The following is a 16,821-nucleotide window of genomic DNA, read 5'->3' as shown; positions in this document are numbered from 1 at the left end:
AGGCCGCTCCTACAGGAGACGCGGCGTGCTTGTGAGTCTTTCCTCAGCGACGGTGCAGCCTGGCAGAGCCACGGGGTGTCGCTATGGGATTGTTGAGGCCGCTCTACGGCCGAGTCGCCACGGCGATTGCCCCGTAGCGTGAGCAAGCTCGTTTCCTACTATTTGAGCTCGGTCCTTGCGGTATGTGCCAAGGCCCTATAGTCGTCGATGATGTCTTGCCTGCAATCATCCCCGTATTCTTCGTGAAAATCCCTTTGGAATGGCGCCGCGTCAAGCAAGGCGTACCTCTCATGCCATCCCCCGGGTTGGGTGATGAGCGTGTGAGGGAGAGCTGCATCGAATTGGTCAGCGGTGATATCCAGATTGTGCCCTTCGAGCCTCAGCCAGATGTGCCGTTGCTCCGTATCTGCCTTCAACTCGCCCGTTACCACGTCGATGGCAATGCCCTCGTGCTCCTCACACAGAAACCAAGCCAGCAGTAAACTTGCGAATTCGCAGCAGTTAGTGGGGAACATGGAAAACAGGCCGAACGCAAACCACTGCGGAGGCTTTTGCCGGAACGCCTTTGAGAACGCCGTAGCTGAATGCACAACGTCTTGCGCAAGGCTGGGGGAATCCGCCATTTGAGTCATACCTCATAGCCGAAAACAAAAAAGGCCCACCTTTCGGTGAGCCTTTTTTGATACTGCGTATGGTGCCGGCACCAGGAATCGAACCCGGGACCTACTGATTACAAGTCAGTTGCTCTACCATCTGAGCTATACCGGCAATGGGGCGTCATTATAACGATCGTTTGGCGCCTGTAAACCACTTCCTTGCGAATGTTCGAAAAAGACCTAAGTCACCGGCCTAAAAGGAGAATTTTCCTACCAGCCGCGGTGGATGGTGTTGACGTTTGGCTCGCTTTTGCCCGGGTTGAAGAACAGCTTGTCGTTGTCGCAGCCGCGCTTGCGGCAGGGGCTTTCGGTGCGCAGGGGCAGGCCGTTGTCGCCGCCCAGTTGCATGCCGGGGTGGTTCCAGCCCAGGTTGCTGTTTGGGTGAGGCGAGGTGCCGCCGGCGCAGCCGGTGAGGGACAGGGCGAGGGTCAACAGGGCGAGGGGTTTGGCTCGGGTCACGATGGTCAGGTCCGTTGGTCCATTGTCGGTTCTGGCGCAACGCCAGAAGGCCGCGAGGCTGGCGGGCAGCGCGCGACGTCACTTTTTAATGATTTGGGGGGCGGATGATACACCGTTACGGCGGTGGGGCATTAGCCTTGTGTTGCCTGAGAGGGCCTCTTCGCGGGTGAACCCGCTCCCACAGGGATCGTGTGAGTGCGGCAATTTGCGTAAGGAAATTCCGAACCATGGGGCCAAAAGCTTCTGGGTTTGGATGCTTCGGAAGTATCCTACGCGCGCCGCCGAAGTATCGCTGTTGTCGGGGAAGTGGCTCACAGATACCGTTTTCGGGTCGCTCAGGCGACCGGGTGTGAGAGCCCGACTTTGAATAAGCGCTACCTGTCATGGTGGCCGTACGTGGGCAGACCTCGGTCTGGCCGGGCTTCCTTATTCACTCGGTTTCTCACCCCGCGTACGGCTGCCGCCCCAAATCCGTGAGAAAGATTTTTGGCAGCCTCCTTTCGTGAATGAGGATTTGCCATGAAACAAGATGAGCCAGTCACCACCGCAGGCGTGGAAACCTTCCTCGCAGCCGGTAACCCATCCCTCAATCTGCTGCGGGTAGAGCCCGGTGTCCCGGTGGATGCTGCCTATGAGCATGTCTCGATCCTGATGGGCTATATCAAGCACCTGGTGCGCGAGGGGGATATGGAAGACGACCATAAATTCCTGGGTGCAGCCGATTACCTGTGCGACATGGCCAAGGCATTGATGAACGATATCGAGATTGCCAAGGGCAAGGCGCATTAAGCGTTCACGCGGTCACTGTAGGAGCGGCCTTGTGTCGCGAATGGGCTGCAAAGCAGCCCCGGCGATTTCTGAGATTGCACCTAAAACGGGGGCCGCTTTGCGGCCCTTTCGCGACACAAGGCCGCTCCTACAAAGACCGCGCGAACAGTGATTGCGCCAACCACAAGAAATGTTTATGCACAAGTGGCATTTGGGACTTGCGCGAAAGGCATGCCGGATCGCTGCGCCGCTGGTCTTTGCGCAAACGCCTGTTTTTACTGGCCTTGAGCTGCAACCCGGAATAAGCCAAACGCTTGAAATAGCGCTTGGATCCAACAGGTAATCAAAAGCTTGTTCACAGACTTATCCACAGGTTGTGCTGCGGCTAACGGTCGCGTTCCGCGAGGATAAGCAGGTTGCGTGGGGTCAGTGGATAGTCGCAAAACAGGCCCAGGCGAACGGCGTAGCCTTGTTCTTCGAGGAACAGGGCGCGATCGAGTACCAGCCACAACTCCAGCGGCCGTCGGAACAGGTTGCGTACCCGCTCCAGGTTGCGTACCTCGGCCAGGCGCTGCCAGCCGGCTGCTTCCAGGGCGGCCCAGTCCGGGTTGCCGGTCAAGGGCAGTTGTTTGAGGTCGGCCAGGTCGCGGCAGTACTGCTCGAAGGGCTTTTCCAGCCAGGCTACCGGCAGCGACGGCGTTGGCAGGTATTCGCTGCTTTGGCGCTGCTGGCGTTGCAGCAGATCAAAGCCCAGGCGCCGGGCCATCGAGGTGTCGCGCTGGCGCCGCACGCGGGCACCGGCGGTGACGGTTTCGCTCAGGGGCAGGCCCAGGTCGTCCAGCGACAGCTGCAGGCTCGAGGCCTGCGCGGCTGTGGATAACGCCTGGTACTGCGGCGCCGCGATGCGGTTGTAGCAGCAGGGGGCTACGGCGAGTTGCCGGCAACCTTGCTGGCTGGCCAGCTGCATCAGGCGTACATGCAGGTCGCCGCAGGCGTGCAGGGCCACCACGCTTTTGTCGCCGGCCAGGTGGCGGGCGCTGTCGCTGGCCATCACATCCTGATGTACGTGCTGTGCGGGCAAGTGATGGTGGGCGCTCAGGGCCTGGCCGGCGGCGACCAGTTCGGCGTCGTACTCCAGGCAGGTCAGCTGTTGGCCGGGTTGCAGTAGGCGACGGCCGAGGTGGCCTTTGCCGGAGCACCAGTCCAGCCAGTGATGTGGCGGGGCGCGGAAGGCCAGGTGGCTGGCGAAGGCTTCGATCTGCTGCCATTTGCGGCCGGGGACGGCGACGTCCAGGCGGTGGGCGGCGGGTGGCAGGTCGGTTTTCGGGAGGCTGCCGAGGGCGGCGAGCTTTTGGGCTTGTTCGGCCAGTTGCGGGAAGGGCGCGGGCAAGCGGTCAGTGGCGCTGTCGGCTTCGGCGTCTGCCAGGGAACATTGGCGCAGGTGGGTGGCGAGTTCGGGGTGGATGGTTTCCCAGGCCAGTTGCAGGGTGGTGAAGGGGCGCGGTTTCCACAGCTGTTGGTGCTCGATCAGGAACTGGTCGAGGGCCTTGAAGCGGGTGCTTAGGTGGTGGCTGTGGAGGTGGCTGGGCATGGGTAGATGTGTGTTGGGTTTGAGGGCCTCTTCGCGGGTGAACCCGCTCCCACAGGATTAGCACAGGTTTCAAGGCCTGTGATGTCCCTGTGGGAGCGGGTTTACCCGCGAAAGGGCCAGTAAGGTCTCAGCGACCCTGGCAGGCATCTACACGCAGCCAGCGCTCCAGCAGCTTGAAGCCCTGTACCAGCAAGAACGAGATCACCAGGTAGAACACGCCTGCGGCAAAGAAGATTTCCACCGGCAGGTAGGTGCGGGCAATGATGGTACGGGCCATGCCGGTCAGTTCCAGCAGGGTCACGGTACTGGCCAGCGCACTGGCCTTGAGCATCAGGATCACTTCGTTGCTGTACGCCGGCAGGCCGATGCGCGCAGCACGGGGCAGCATGATGTAGACCAGCGCCTTGCCCCGCGACATGCCCAGCGCCCGCGCCGCTTCGATCTCACCTTTGGGGATCGACTGCAGCGCGCCGCGCAGGATCTCGGCGATGTAGGCAGCGGTGTGCAGGGTCATGGTCAGCACCGTGCACCAGAACGGGTCGCGCAGGTACGGCCACAGCGAGCTGGAACGCACCGCATCGAACTGCGCCAGGCCGTAGTAGACCAGAAACAGCTGCACCAGCAGCGGCGTACCGCGGAAGAAGAAGATGTAGCTGAATGGCACGGCGCGCACGTACCAGCGGCGCGAGGAGCGGGCGATGCCCAGCGGGATGGCCAGGATCAAACCGGCAACCACCGCAATGGCTACCAGCTCCAGGGTCAGGACCGCACCCTCGGCCAGGCGTGGCAGCCATTTGAAGATGACTTCCCAATTCATTATTCAGCCCTCGCAAAGCCGCGAGCGGCGCGTTTTTCCATGAAGTACATGCCGGTCATGGCAATGACGGTCAGGCCCAGGTAGATGCAGGCCGCGACCATGTAGAAGGTGAACGGCTCCTTGGTCACGGTCACGCCAATTTGCGAGTGACGCATGATTTCTTCCAGGCCGATCACCGACACCAGCGCGGTGTCCTTCATCAGGATCATGAACAGGTTGCCAAGGCCGGGCAGGGCGATGCGCCACATCTGCGGCAGGATGATCCGCGAAAGGATGCGGCCCTTGGACAGGCCCAGCGCCAGGCCAGCTTCACGGTGGCCCTTGGGGATCGCCAGGATGGCGCCACGGAACACTTCGGTGGCGTAGGCGCCAAAGCACAGGCCCAGGGCGATTACACCCGCGGCGAAGGCGCTAAGCTCCAGGCCCGGCATGTTCAGGGCTTCGCCGAGGCTGTTCATCAGCCCGACGGTGCCGAAATAGATAAGCAGCACCCACAGCAGTTCGGGCACGCCGCGAACCAGGGTGGAGTAGAAGCCGCCAAGCCATTGCAGCGGCTTGAGCGGGGAGGTCTTGGCCAGGGCGCCGAGCAGGCCCAGCACCAGCCCCAGCAGCAAGGCGCAAAGCGCCAGTTTTACGGTCATCAGGGTGCCGGCCATCATGGCCGGACCGAATCCGTGCAGGTCGATATTCATGGGCAGGTCATTTTAGGGACTGGCGCGCCACGTGGGCGCGCCGGTCAGGGCGGGTCATTCGATGCTGAACGGGAAGTACTTGTCGTTGATTTTCTTGTACGTGCCGTCGGCCTTGATTTCGGCCAGGGCTTTGTTCAGCTCGTCGCGCAGCTTGGTGTCACCTTTGCGCACGGCAATGCCGATCTTGTCGCTGTCCATCACCGGCTCGCCCTTGAACTCGAAGTTCGAGCCGTCTTTGCTCTTCAGCCACTCGTACTGCACGTATTTGTCGGCCAGGATGCCGTCGATGCGGCCGGACACCAGGTCCAGGTAGGCGTTTTCCTGGGTGTCGTACAGCTTGACGTCGACGCCCTTGAAGTTGTCTTCAAGGTAGGTGCCGGCCAGGGTGGCGCGCTGGGTGCCGATGGACTTGCCTTTCAGCGACGCTGCGTCAGTCTTGAAGTCGACGTTTTTCGGGGCGATGAACTGCAGCTTGTTGGAGTAGTACGGCTCGGTGAATTCCACCGCCTGCTTGCGCTCGTCGGTGATCGACAGCGATGACACCAGGAAGTCGAACTTCTTGGCGTTCAGGGCCGGGATGATGCCGTCCCAGTCGGAGGTGACGACCGAGCATTCGACTTTCATCTTGGCGCACAGGGCGTCGCCGATGTCTTTGTCGAAACCAACCACGTTACCGCTGGCATCCTTATTGTTGAACGGTGGGTAGGCGGCTTCGATACCCATGCGCAGTTTTTCTGCGGCCATGGCGTTTGCCGACATCACCAGCGTGGCAGCAGCTGCCAGGAGAAACTTCTTGTAAGTGTGCATGTATTGCTCCGTTAGCGGTGGCTTGACATGAATTGCTTGCAACGCGCCGAGTTCGGGTTCTCGAAGACCTGCTGCGGCGATCCCTGCTCTTCGACCAGGCCCTGGTGCAGGAAGACGACTTCACTGGACACATGGCGGGCAAAGCTCATCTCGTGCGTTACCAACAGCATGGTACGGCCTTCTTCGGCCAATGCGCGGATAACGTTTAGCACTTCCTGGACCATTTCCGGATCGAGGGCCGAAGTGGGCTCGTCGAACAGGATCACTTTAGGCTTCATGGCCAGAGTACGGGCAATGGCGGCACGCTGTTGCTGGCCACCGGAAAGCTGGGCGGGGTAGCTGTGGCGCTTGTCGTAGATGCCCACCTTGTTCAGCAGCGCTTCGGCGGCTTCGATGGCCTCGGCCTTGCTTTGGCCGAGCACGCGGCGTGGCGCCTCGATGATGTTGTCGAGGATCGACATGTGCGGCCACAGGTTGAAGTTCTGGAAGACAAAGCCGATTTCGCTGCGCAGGCGGTTGATCTGGCGGTTGTCGGCGGCGACCAGGTCGCCGTTTTTGGCAGCCTTGAGCTTGAGGGCTTCGCCGGCCACCAGGATTTCGCCCTGGTGCGGGTTCTCGAGCAGGTTGATGCAACGCAGCAGGGTGGACTTGCCGGAGCCGGACGACCCCAGGATGGAGATCACGTCACCGTCGCGTGCGGTCAGCGAAATGCCCTTGAGAATTTCCTGCTCGCCGTAGCGTTTGTGCAGATTGCGGATTTCCAGCGCGGGCGTGGCCTGAGCCATGTGCGGTCCTCATGTGTTCGGGTGCGTTCCCAGCTATTGGCGGCCTTCCTGGCGAGCGCCAAGCTAGCATAGCGGCATTATGGCGGCCAACAGGGTCGCTTGGGACTGTGGGCACTGGTGGGGCACTTTGTCGCATCGCTACAGCGTAACGTCGCGCAGATGTCCGCGAAGGTGTCGCCCAGCACCAGAGCCTTGATGAAAAAAGGCGCGATGGTGCCAGCTTTAGCCCGCTCATGGAAGCGGTTTTGCCCCATTCGAGGGGTAAACCCGACCTTTAGGTCAAACGTGTTCATTGGGGGCAGGTTTACCTGTAAATGTATCGGCAGGCTAAAGGTTGTACCTGAAGGTTGCACTTTTTGGCATTGCGGTGGTGCACAGGTGTTACCTGGGAGCACCTTTGGTGCGTTTGTAAGTGGGTATTTCAGTAATCCGATGATTTGGCGCCCTTTCGGTCATGGTCTGGCCGAAAGCCCTCCAAACCGCGTGCTAAAAGGCCCGCAGAATTTTCTGACGAATGCATTCAGCAGATGGCGCGCTTATTGCCAGTAGGAAACCGCCGATTGCAGCGACGCCCAGGTCAACCCCAGGCGCGCTCTGTACCCGCAGTCGGAGTGGTCCACTCCTTACAAAGGTAGTTTTATGAGCGGTAACAATTCCAATGACCTCGCTCAGGGGCTCAAACAACGGCATGTGACCATGCTGTCCATCGCTGGCGTCATCGGTGCCGGCCTGTTCGTAGGCTCCGGCCACGCCATCGCAGCTGCCGGCCCGGCCGTGCTGCTGGCTTACGCCGCTGCCGGTACGCTGGTCGTGCTGGTGATGCGCATGCTGGGTGAAATGGCGGTCGCCTCGCCAGACACCGGTTCGTTCTCGACCTATGCCGACCGCGCCATCGGGCGTTGGGCCGGTTTTACCATTGGCTGGCTGTATTGGTGGTTCTGGGTGCTGGTGATTCCGCTGGAGGCCAACGCTGCTGCGGCCATTCTGCATGCCTGGTTCCCTGCAGTTGACCTGTGGGCGTTCTCCCTCATCATTACCCTGGCGCTTACCCTGACCAACCTGTGCAGCGTGAAGAACTACGGTGAGTTCGAGTTCTGGTTCGCCCTGCTCAAGGTACTGGCGATCGTCGGCTTCATCGCCGTGGGCTGTGCGGCCTTGTTCGGCTTTGTGCCGAGCAGCCAGGTGAGCGGTGCCAGCCACCTGTTCGACACCCAAGGCTTCATGCCTAACGGCCTGGGCGCAGTGCTGGCAGCCATGCTGACCACCATGTTCTCGTTCATGGGTACCGAAATTGTCACCATCGCCGCTGCTGAGTCGAAGGACCCGGGCAAGCAGATCAGCCGCGCCACCAACTCGGTCATCTGGCGTATCTGCCTGTTCTACCTGGTGTCGATCTTCCTGGTCGTTGCCCTGGTGCCGTGGAACGACCCGGCCCTTGCCGAAACCGGTTCCTACCAGACCGTGCTGAGCCGTATCGGCGTGCCGAATGCCAAGCTGATTGTCGACATCGTCGTGCTGATTGCCGTGACCAGCTGCCTGAACTCGGCGCTGTACACCTCTTCGCGCATGCTGTTCTCGCTGAGCAAGCGTGGCGACGCCCCGGCCATCGCCCAGCGCACCACCAAAGCGGCGACCCCGTACGTGGCGGTATTGCTGTCCACTGCAGCGGCATTCCTTTGCGTGTTCGCCAACTTCGTGGCCCCGGCCCAGGTGTTCGAATTCCTGCTGGCCAGTTCTGGTGCCATTGCGCTGCTGGTGTATCTGGTGATTGCCATTTCGCAGCTGCGCATGCGTGCCAAGCGTGAAGCCAGTGGCGAGAAGATTGCCTTCAAGATGTGGCTGTTCCCGGGCCTGACCTGGGCGACCATTGCCTTCATCGTTGCCATCCTGGTGGTCATGGCGCTGCGTGAGGATCACCGTGCGGAGATCATCGCGACGGCGTTGCTGAGCATTGGTGTGGTAGCGGCTGGCTTGCTGGTGCACCGCAAGCGCGAAGCTGCCGGGCGGGTGGCGCTGGATAACTGATCCGCGCTGGCTGAAATGAAAAGGCCGCGCCCTGTGAAGGGTGCGGCCTTTTTTGTTGCCTGGGCGATTGCCGGGGCCGCTGTGCGGCCCTTTCGCGACACAAGGCCGCTCCTACAAGGGGATCGCTGTCTCCTGTAAGAGCGGCCTTGTGTCGCGAAAGGGCTGCGCAGCAGCCCCAGGTCTCACCGCGGTGTATCAGCCAAACTGCTTCTGCTGTTGCTGCTGCTTGGCCACCAGTTCAGATGCGGCGATGTAGGCATCCTGGAACTCATCGCTTTCCAGCCAGGCCATGGTGGCCTCTTCGTCAGCGCCGTCCAGCCATTTGCGGTAGGCGTTGAACACCAGCACGATGTAGTCGGTGGCGTGCTCTTCCTTGTGCCCCTTGAGCACCAGGGCCAGCAGCGGGTCCACCAGGAATACCGAGATCATCGGCACCAGGCCGCCTTCCTGAGCTTCCTTCATCTTCTCGAACATCGCGTCGTAGCTGCCCGACTCCATGGCCTTGTTGTACACCTGCTCGACGCTGGCGCTGTCGCCGGCACTGGGCTTGACCGCCTGGCCGCTGCGCACCATGCGGTTCTGCTTGGCCTTGCTGGCGGCGCGCTTGGCGCGTTTCTGTTGCTTGGTAGGGGTGGCCATGGGGTGAGTCCTTGGGGTGTCTGAAAAGTGCGCGTATTGAAGCGCAGTTGCAGGGGAAACCCAAGTGTTGTGCAAAGGTGCCGCTGCAAGGCAGCCCCGGTAATCTAACTGGCTACGCCTATCGGTTCATCCTCCTCGAATCCCCGCGATGCCCGACCTACCAGCAGTGCATCGGGGGCGTGGGCCACGCTGTGGTCCTTGCCCGGGTAGTCCAGCGAATGCAGGAAGTGGCGGATGCAGTTGATTCGTGCGCGCTTCTTGTCATCGGACTTGATCACCGTCCACGGCGCATCGGCGGTGTCGGTGTGGAAGAACATCGCTTCCTTGGCCGCGGTGTAGTCTTCCCACTTGTCCAGCGACTTGATGTCGATGGGCGACAGCTTCCAGTGTTTGAGCGGGTCGTCCCGGCGTGAAATGAAGCGCCGCAGTTGCTCTTCGCGGTTCACCGAAAACCAGTATTTGAACAGCAGGATGCCGCTGTTGCACAGCATGCGCTCCAGGTCTGGTGTCTGGCGCATGAACTCCAGGTACTGCAGCGGTGTGCAGAAATCCATCACCTTCTCGACGCCCGCGCGGTTGTACCAGGAGCGGTCGAAGAACACCATTTCACCCGCTGTGGGCAGGTGCTGGATGTAGCGCTGGAAATACCACTGGCCCTGTTCCTGCTCCGAAGGCTTCTCCAGTGCGACGATGCGTGCGCCACGTGGGTTGAGGTGCTCCATGAAGCGCTTGATGGTGCCGCCCTTGCCTGCGGCATCGCGCCCCTCGAACAGGATCACCACACGCTGGCCGGTTTCCTTCACCCAGCTTTGTACCTTCAACAGCTCGATCTGCAGCGCGTGCTTGGCCTTTTCGTAGTCCTGGCGTCGCAGGCGGGTACGGTAGGGGTAGCTGGTCGGCAGGCGGGCCGAGGTGCTGTCTTCGTTGCTGCCCTTCGGGGCGGTGGCAACTTCCAGTGCAGCGGGTTGCTGGCTGATACGGGTGATCGTCGGTTCCGGCTTGCGCTGGCGTGGGCGGCGCGTGCGGACTGGAGTGATGGCGGGTTCGCTGGGGGCGGGGAGCAGGAGGGGGGATTCTTCGCTCATGGAGGTCCTTGCTGGTCGATACGGATGTCCATTCAGTACCTTATGGTGTGGCGAGCGATGGCCATTTGATGCTGGTCAAGGGCGTGCTGACAAACAGTTTGAAACAGCTACAAATTGGCTGAAGTGTTAACTATGGTTTACTGGAAGTCAGGGATATCCAATCTGCTATCAAGCTGTCTAGGAGGCCACCATGACAACTATCAAACTGACCAAATGGGACGCTGTGGACCATTTGAAGACTGAAGAGGACATGGCCTTGTACCTTGAAGCCTGTCTTGAAGAAAACGACCCGGCGCTGCTCGCTGCTGCGTTGGGTGATATCGGTCGCGCGCGTGGCATGGCCCAACTGGCACGTGATACCGGGCTGACGCGGGAAGGGTTGTACAAGGCGCTGTCCGCTGAAGGTAACCCGAGCCTGGCAACCATCATGAAAGTGATGGCAGCGCTTGGGGTGAGGCTGCATGCCGAGGTGTTGCCACGCTCTACCGGGTAAAGCCATGTTCGGGTTTGGCAGCAGGTGGGATAGCTGCCGAATCCACAGCACAAATCACAGGCAACAAAAAACCCGCACTAGGCGGGTTTCTTGTTGTCGCTTCGGGTAACTTTGCAACCACCAGAAGCTGAAGGTGGTGCCCAGAGACGGAGTCGAACCGCCGACACGAGGATTTTCAATCCTCTGCTCTACCGACTGAGCTATCTGGGCGACGAGGTGAATTAAATAGATTTCCGGACCGCTCGTCAACGACTTTTTGAAAAAATTTTAAATTAATTCCGTCGCTTACGATTTTTGGGGTCATTCGGCCGGTGGAACGTAGCCTTCCGCCTGGGCGTATTCTTCGCCGGCGAAAAACTTGTCCATCTCTGCCTGGAGGAATTTGCGGTCCTCGGCATTCATCATGTTCAGGCGCTTTTCATTGATCAGCATGGTCTGGTGCTTCTGCCAGTCGGCCCAGGCTTGCTGCGAGATGTGTTCGAAGATGTCCTGGCCCTTGGCACCGGGGTAGGGCGGGCGCTCCAGGCCTGGCAGTTCTTCTTTGTACTTGCGGCACATCACGGTGCGGGTCATCGGGTGTCTCCTGCAATCAGTTCGTCGGCCGCGCGTTCAAGCAGCTTTTTCACCGGGGCAGCAAGGCCCAGGCGCGGCGGGGTGGCGAGGTTATACCAGAGCCAGTCGGCCTCGGCCACGTGCTCGCCGACCAAGTCGACGTGCACCAGCCAGGGCTCGATGGCCAGCTGGAAGTGGCTGAAGGTATGGGTCAGGCCTGCCATGGCCCGGCTGCCTGCCAGGCGCAGGCCGTGCTGATAGGCCAGGTCGTCGAGCTGGGCGAGGTCGTCCAGCTCCGGCAGGCTCCACAAACCACCCCACAGGCCGCTGGAGGGGCGGCGATAAAGCAGGATGGCGCCTTCGTGGTTGGCCAGCAGTGGCATCAGCGTGCGCCGTTGCGGCAGCGCCTTGCGCGGCTTGGGCTCGGGGTAGCGGGTTTCTTCGCCGTGCAGGTGCGCCTCGCAGCCGCGTTGCAATGGGCAGATCAGGCAACTGGGCTTGCTGCGGGTGCACAGCGTGGCACCCATGTCCATCATGGCCTGGGTGTAGTGGTTGGCGCGCTGCTGCGGGGTAAAACGCTCGGCCGTGGCCCAAAGCTGGTTGGCCACCTTGGGCTCGCCAGGGTAGCCGGCCTGGGCGGTGAAGCGGGCCAGCACGCGCTTGACGTTACCGTCCAGGATTGGCGCGCGAATACCCATGCTGATGCTGGCGATGGCGCCGGCGGTGGAGCGGCCGATGCCGGGCAGCTCGGTGAGCTGCTCGACACTGCGCGGGAACTCACCGCCATGTTGCGCGACGACGATCTTTGCAGCCTTTTGCAGGTTACGTGCGCGGGTGTAGTAGCCCAGCCCGGTCCACAGGTGCAGCACTTCGTCCTCCGGCGCCTCGGCCAGGGCCTGCACGGTTGGCAGGGCCTGCATGAACCGGTCGAAGTAGTTGAGCACGGTGCTGACCTGGGTCTGCTGCAACATGATTTCCGACACCCACACCCGGTACGGGGTGGTGCCCTGTTGCCAAGGCAGGTCGTGCCGGCCGTGCTCGTCGTACCAGGCCAGCACAGCGCTGGAGAACTGCTCGGGGCTCATCGCTTGAACAGCCCCTTGAGTGCGTCTTTTACTTCCGGGCTCACTTTATCTCCAAGTTTCTCTTCGAGCTTTTCATCAATCTTGTCTTTCAGGCGGTTGCCGGCCAGCTTGGCGGCAACTTTGCCCATGCCGCCCTGGTCCAGGCGGCAGGCCTTGGCGCCCAGCTCCAGCGGGCCACGGCAGCGCAGGGGCACTTCAACGCCCACATAGCGTTCGTTGACCTGGCAAGCCGGGTCCGGCATGGCGCGCTGGTCGCCTTCGACGATCACGCCGACGTTGTAGTCCATGCCCAGCACGCGCAGGTCGAGGTCGCCATGGCCGTTGACGGTCAGGCCCGGGATGCGCGCCTTGAGGTCCGGGTTGCTGGCAACGCCATTGCGCACCACCAGGCTGCCGCGCAGTTCCTGGAACGGGGTGTCCTTGCCGCGAGGTTCGCCGCTCAGGGTCTTGCGGTTGAGGGTGGCGATGGCCTGGCACAGTTGCTGTTCCAGGTTGGCGTTGACCAGTACACCGTCATTGATAGTGAAGTTGGCGCTGCCGTTCAGGGTGTCGACCAGGGCTTTCTGGCTGTTGCCGCTGGCGGTCAGGTCGCTGGTCAGGGTCAGCAGGCCTTTGACAGGTGGTGCCTGGTCCTTGCCTTCGGTCTTGATGAAGTGCTCTACCGGCACCCGCTGGATGTTGGTGTTCACACCCAGTTGCGGTACGGCAGGGCGCACGTCGACCGTGCCCTTGGCTTCGAAGGTGCCGTTGTACAGTTCGCCGCGCAGGGTTTGCAGGGTCAGCAGGCCGCCCTGGCCGATGGCCTTGAGCTGGGCGTCTTCGATCGGCAGCTTGTCCACGGTCAGCGAGCCAAAGGCCAGGTCGGCTTGCAGGTCGAGGGCGCGCAGGCGGTCGACAGGCAGCAGCTTGTCGTCGCTCCAGGCCACCTGGGTCGGGGCGTTGGGCAGCGGTGTAGTGCCGGCACCGGCCACGGCGCTGGCTTCTTGCTGCTTCACCTCGGCCTGGCGCGCGGCAGTGGCGCCCTTGGCCTCTTCGCTCTTGGCGGGCAGGTAGCGGTCAGCGTCGAAGGTATCGCCCTTCAGTTGCAGGCGCAGGGCCTGCTTGGCGAAGTCTTCCACGGCCACACGGCCACTGAAGGTACTGTCGTCCAGCTTCACGGCCAGGTCTTCCAGGGCCAGGCTGTTTGCCGTGCCCTGCAGACGGGTCACCAGCTCCAGCTTGGCGAAGGCCGCCGGGTCGTTGGTGGCCGGCAGCGGGCGGCCGATGCTGTCGAGGAAGGTGCGCAGGTTGAACTGGGCGATGGACAGGCCACCGCTCAGCTGTGGTGCCTTGTCCAGGTCGCGCACATTCAGCTCGCCCAGGGCGCGCAGCTGGTTGGCCGAGACTTTCAGGCCGTTCCACGAGGCGACATTGGCTGCCAGGTCGACCAGCAGCTGGCCCTGGGCGGCAAAGGTCACGGTCTTGCCGCCGGTTGGCTCACCCGAGGTTTCGCCCGACAGGCGCATGTCTTCGAAGTTGTAGCGCTTGAGCTTGCGGTCGAAACGCAGCTCGCCGGCCAGCTCGGTGCGGGCCTTGATGTTCGGCTCGCTGGCGCTGATGAAGGCACTGGCCTTGAGCGGAATGTTGGCGCCTTCGTGGACCGGCCCCGTGCTCAGCTGGATGCTCTCGGCGCTGTAGCTCTGGCCGGTCTTGGCATCGGTGTACTGCACGCGGGCGTTGTTCACTGTCAGGCTGTCGATGTCCAGCTTGACGGCACGCTCGTTGCCGTTCACCGGCGCCGGCTTCTGTTCGGCAGTTGCCTGGGCGGGGGCATTGGCCTGCGCATCGGCAGGGGTGGCGTTCTGCGCGGGCAGCGGCTTGCCGATGTCTTCCCAGTTGCCATGGCCTTGCTCGTCGCGGGCCAGGGTCAGGTTCAGGCCTTCGACGCGCACGTCGCTCATCTGCACTTCGCGGCGCAACAACGGCAGCACACGCACGGACAGGCCGAGCATCTGCAGGTCGGCGAACGGCTCTTTGGGTTTGACCAAGGTGGCAATGCTTGCTTCATGCAACTCCAGGCCCAGCCATGGGAACAGGCTCCAGCCGATGTCACCGTTGAGGGTCAGCTCGACGTGAGCCTTGTCCCGTGCCAACTGGCGAATCTCGTCTTTGTAGTCGTTGGGATCAAAGAGGTGGGTCAGGGCGAAGCCCAGCGCCACGATGATCAGCAGCAACCCGAGAAGCCCCAGTCCCAGGATTTTGCCGAACGCTTTCATGGGCGAGTCCTTGTAGTCCGTTAGTGAATTCAGGCGGCAGAGTATAACGCCGCGGGGGTTGTCCCTGCTTATTCGACTAGAGATACAGGGCATTTCCTACGGTTGAAGCAGATGGTACGGCTTTCGACAGCCAGGATTTTGCCAGTTCCGAATGTATGGCCTGTACCGGCCCTATCGCCGGCAAGCCAGCTCCCACAGGCAGCTCACAGCCTTCCAGGCCGGTGCCGTACCTGTGGGAGCTGGCTTGCCGGCGATAGGGCTGGTACAGCGAACATGACCGTTTCAGCCGAGCAAAAAATCACGATATCAGATTGCTTTCACGCCACTTGGCTCTGCTAATCTTGCGCCGCTTTGCGAGCACCCACCCTATAAGAAGGATCAGATCCATGACCAGTACCGTCGCGGCGGGGGCCTTGGCCAGTGCGCCAGGCTTCCTGTCGAAGGAGCGCATCATCGCCCGCCCGGGCTTCAACCGCTGGCTGGTCCCGCCAGCCGCCCTGGCCATCCACCTGTGCATCGGCATGGCCTACGGCTTTTCGGTGTTCTGGCTGCCTTTGTCGCAAGCCCTTGGCATCACCGCCCCGGTTGCCTGTGCGCCAGACATGGGCTTCATGGCCCGGATGTTCAGCGCCGAATGCGACTGGCCGATCTCGATGCTGAGCTGGATCTACACCTTGTTCTTCGTCTTCCTCGGCTGCTCGGCGGCGGTGCTGGGCGGTTGGCTGGAGCACGCCGGCCCACGCAAGGCCGGCCTGGTTTCGGCCTTGTGCTGGTGCGGCGGCATGCTGATCTCGGCCATTGGCGTAAAAACCCACCAGCTGTGGCTGATGTGGCTGGGCTCCGGCGTGATCGGCGGTATCGGCCTGGGCCTGGGCTATATCTCGCCCGTATCCACGCTGATCAAATGGTTCCCGGACAAACGCGGCATGGCCACCGGCATGGCGATCATGGGCTTCGGCGGCGGGGCGATGGTGGGTGCACCGCTCGCCACTGCACTGATGGGGCATTTTGGTAACGAGCACGAAGTGGGCGTATGGCAGAGCTTCGTCGCGATGGCGGCGATCTACTTCGTATTCATGACGGCCGGCGCCCTGGCTTACCGCGTACCGCCGACCGGCTGGAAGCCTGAAGGCTGGAGCGCCCCGGCGAAAAAAGCCGGTAACACCATGGTTACCGACCGCCATGTGCACGTCAGTGTGGCCTGGAAAACCCCTCAGTTCGCGCTGATCTGGCTTGTGCTGTGCCTGAACGTGTCGGCGGGCATCGGTATTCTCGGCATGGCGTCGCCCCTGCTGCAGGAAGTGTTCGCCGGCAAATTGCTGGGCAACGAACTGACCTTCAGCCAGCTGAATGCGGCCCAGCTGGCACAGATTGCCGCGATTGCCGCCGGCTTCACCGGCCTATTGAGCCTGTTCAACATCGGCGGGCGGTTCTTCTGGGCGTCGTTCTCCGACTACATCGGGCGCAAGAACACCTACTTTGCCTTCTTCGCCTTGGGCGTCGGCCTTTACAGCCTGGTGCCGAACATGGGGCACCTGGGTAACGTGGCGCTGTTCGTGGCCGCGTTCTGCATCATCCTGTCGATGTATGGCGGCGGTTTCGCGACCGTGCCGGCGTACCTGGCTGACCTGTTCGGCACGCAGATGGTCGGCGCTATCCATGGTCGCCTGCTGACCGCCTGGGCAGCGGCGGGGGTGCTGGGCCCGGTATTGATCACTTACCTGCGCGAGTCTCAGTTGGCAGCGGGGGTAGAGCGGGCAGCGGCTTACGACATGACTTTGTACATCCTCGCGGGCCTGCTGGTGCTGGGCTTTATCTGCAACATGCTGGTACGCCCGGTGGCCGACAAGCACTTCATGAGTGATGCCGAACTGGCGGCCGAGCGCGCGCTGAGCCATGACAAGGGCGCCGATGGGGCGCGGTCGCTGGAGTGGAAGGCGGCCCCGGGCAGCCTGGCGCTGGTGTTGCTGGCCTGGGCGGTGGTGGTCGTGCCGCTGGCCTGGGGTGTGTGGGTTACCTTGCAGAAGACCGCGGTGCTGTTCCATTGATGTAATCCTGGGCAGGCCCACGGGGGCGCTTTGCGCCCCATTCGCGGCACAAGGCCGCTCCCAC

The 16,821-nt window shown here is 61.9% G+C and carries 16 protein-coding genes and 2 tRNA genes; 4 read left to right on the top strand and 14 right to left on the bottom strand.

Going from position 1 to position 16,821, the window contains the following annotated elements; genetic code table 11:
- Positions 1 to 158 precede the first annotated feature (158 nt).
- From ABI582_RS10620 to ABI582_RS10610, 3 genes are all read right to left on the bottom strand, one after another.
- On the bottom strand, positions 159 to 623 hold the full coding sequence (locus ABI582_RS10620) for a hypothetical protein (RefSeq protein WP_442119146.1): 465 nt from the start codon (positions 621 to 623) through the stop codon (positions 159 to 161).
- Positions 624 to 692: 69 nt separating this feature from the next.
- Positions 693 to 768, bottom strand: a tRNA-Thr gene (locus tag ABI582_RS10615).
- A gap of 98 nt (positions 769 to 866) precedes the next feature.
- Positions 867 to 1,115 carry a hypothetical protein gene (locus ABI582_RS10610; protein ID WP_258911051.1) on the bottom strand — a complete coding sequence of 83 codons (249 nt, stop codon included), beginning with the start codon at positions 1,113 to 1,115 and terminating at the stop codon, positions 867 to 869.
- A 519-nt stretch (positions 1,116 to 1,634) separates the two neighbouring features.
- Here ABI582_RS10610 and ABI582_RS10605 point away from each other — a divergent pair.
- Positions 1,635 to 1,904: a DUF3077 domain-containing protein gene (locus ABI582_RS10605; protein WP_016497590.1), complete on the top strand. Its 270-nt coding sequence runs from the start codon at positions 1,635 to 1,637 to the stop codon at positions 1,902 to 1,904.
- 364 nt (positions 1,905 to 2,268) lie between these two features.
- On the opposite strand, the gene ABI582_RS10600 is transcribed toward ABI582_RS10605, so the two are convergent.
- The 5 genes from ABI582_RS10600 to ABI582_RS10580 all read right to left on the bottom strand — a co-directional run bounded on the left by ABI582_RS10600 (position 2,269) and on the right by ABI582_RS10580 (position 6,575).
- Positions 2,269 to 3,474 carry a methyltransferase gene (locus tag ABI582_RS10600; RefSeq protein WP_442119145.1) on the bottom strand — a complete coding sequence of 402 codons (1,206 nt, stop codon included), beginning with the start codon at positions 3,472 to 3,474 and terminating at the stop codon, positions 2,269 to 2,271.
- A 127-nt stretch (positions 3,475 to 3,601) separates the two neighbouring features.
- Positions 3,602 to 4,291, bottom strand: coding sequence for an ABC transporter permease (locus tag ABI582_RS10595; RefSeq protein ID WP_259139838.1), 690 nt, complete (start codon positions 4,289 to 4,291; stop codon positions 3,602 to 3,604).
- Positions 4,291 to 4,983: an ABC transporter permease gene (locus ABI582_RS10590; RefSeq protein WP_016497593.1), complete on the bottom strand. Its 693-nt coding sequence runs from the start codon at positions 4,981 to 4,983 to the stop codon at positions 4,291 to 4,293. Before ABI582_RS10590 ends, ABI582_RS10595 begins: the two co-directional genes overlap by 1 nt.
- A gap of 54 nt (positions 4,984 to 5,037) precedes the next feature.
- Positions 5,038 to 5,790, bottom strand: coding sequence for an ABC transporter substrate-binding protein (locus tag ABI582_RS10585; protein WP_063423983.1), 753 nt, complete (start codon positions 5,788 to 5,790; stop codon positions 5,038 to 5,040).
- An 11-nt stretch (positions 5,791 to 5,801) separates the two neighbouring features.
- Positions 5,802 to 6,575: an ABC transporter ATP-binding protein gene (locus tag ABI582_RS10580; RefSeq protein ID WP_016484496.1), complete on the bottom strand. Its 774-nt coding sequence runs from the start codon at positions 6,573 to 6,575 to the stop codon at positions 5,802 to 5,804.
- A 639-nt stretch (positions 6,576 to 7,214) separates the two neighbouring features.
- Between ABI582_RS10580 and gabP the strand changes: the two genes are divergently transcribed.
- A complete protein-coding gene (gene gabP, locus ABI582_RS10575) occupies positions 7,215 to 8,600 on the top strand; it encodes a GABA permease (RefSeq protein WP_016497595.1) in 1,386 nt (461 codons plus the stop codon).
- 195 nt (positions 8,601 to 8,795) lie between these two features.
- Here the strand turns inward: gabP and ABI582_RS10570 are convergent, their stop codons facing one another.
- Both ABI582_RS10570 and ppk2 read right to left on the bottom strand, forming a co-directional pair.
- Positions 8,796 to 9,239, bottom strand: coding sequence for a hypothetical protein (locus ABI582_RS10570; RefSeq protein WP_132842886.1), 444 nt, complete (start codon positions 9,237 to 9,239; stop codon positions 8,796 to 8,798).
- A 104-nt stretch (positions 9,240 to 9,343) separates the two neighbouring features.
- Positions 9,344 to 10,324, bottom strand: a complete 981-nt coding sequence (gene ppk2, locus ABI582_RS10565; protein WP_442119144.1) for a polyphosphate kinase 2 — start codon at positions 10,322 to 10,324, stop codon at positions 9,344 to 9,346.
- Positions 10,325 to 10,514: 190 nt separating this feature from the next.
- Here ppk2 and ABI582_RS10560 point away from each other — a divergent pair, with 190 nt between their 5' ends.
- Complete coding sequence (locus ABI582_RS10560; RefSeq protein ID WP_442119143.1) at positions 10,515 to 10,817, top strand: addiction module antidote protein; 303 nt, start codon at positions 10,515 to 10,517, stop codon at positions 10,815 to 10,817.
- A 134-nt stretch (positions 10,818 to 10,951) separates the two neighbouring features.
- On the opposite strand, the gene ABI582_RS10555 is transcribed toward ABI582_RS10560, so the two are convergent.
- From ABI582_RS10555 to ABI582_RS10540, 4 genes are all read right to left on the bottom strand, one after another.
- A tRNA-Phe gene (locus tag ABI582_RS10555) sits at positions 10,952 to 11,027 on the bottom strand.
- A 90-nt stretch (positions 11,028 to 11,117) separates the two neighbouring features.
- The gene (locus ABI582_RS10550; protein ID WP_016484501.1) at positions 11,118 to 11,390 is read right to left on the bottom strand and encodes an oxidative damage protection protein; all 273 of its coding nucleotides are present in this window, start codon (positions 11,388 to 11,390) and stop codon (positions 11,118 to 11,120) included.
- On the bottom strand, positions 11,387 to 12,454 hold the full coding sequence (gene mutY / locus ABI582_RS10545) for an A/G-specific adenine glycosylase (protein WP_442119142.1): 1,068 nt from the start codon (positions 12,452 to 12,454) through the stop codon (positions 11,387 to 11,389). The genes ABI582_RS10550 and mutY overlap by 4 nt, the downstream gene beginning before the upstream one ends.
- Entirely contained in the window at positions 12,451 to 14,709 is a 2,259-nt protein-coding gene (locus tag ABI582_RS10540) for an AsmA family protein (RefSeq protein ID WP_197898354.1), read from the bottom strand. Before ABI582_RS10540 ends, mutY begins: the two co-directional genes overlap by 4 nt.
- 386 nt (positions 14,710 to 15,095) lie before the next feature.
- Between ABI582_RS10540 and ABI582_RS10535 the strand changes: the two genes are divergently transcribed.
- Positions 15,096 to 16,757 (top strand): OFA family MFS transporter, encoded by a 1,662-nt coding sequence (locus ABI582_RS10535; protein ID WP_442119141.1) that lies wholly within the window; start codon positions 15,096 to 15,098, stop codon positions 16,755 to 16,757.
- The last annotated feature ends 64 nt before the right edge of the window (positions 16,758 to 16,821 follow it).

This window comes from Pseudomonas sp. SAS7 (assembly GCF_052112345.1).
In the GTDB taxonomy this organism is placed as follows: domain Bacteria; phylum Pseudomonadota; class Gammaproteobacteria; order Pseudomonadales; family Pseudomonadaceae; genus Aquipseudomonas; species Aquipseudomonas putida_Q.
Note: the sequence above shows the minus strand (reverse complement) of the source record. Positions and strands in the feature narration are given on the sequence as shown.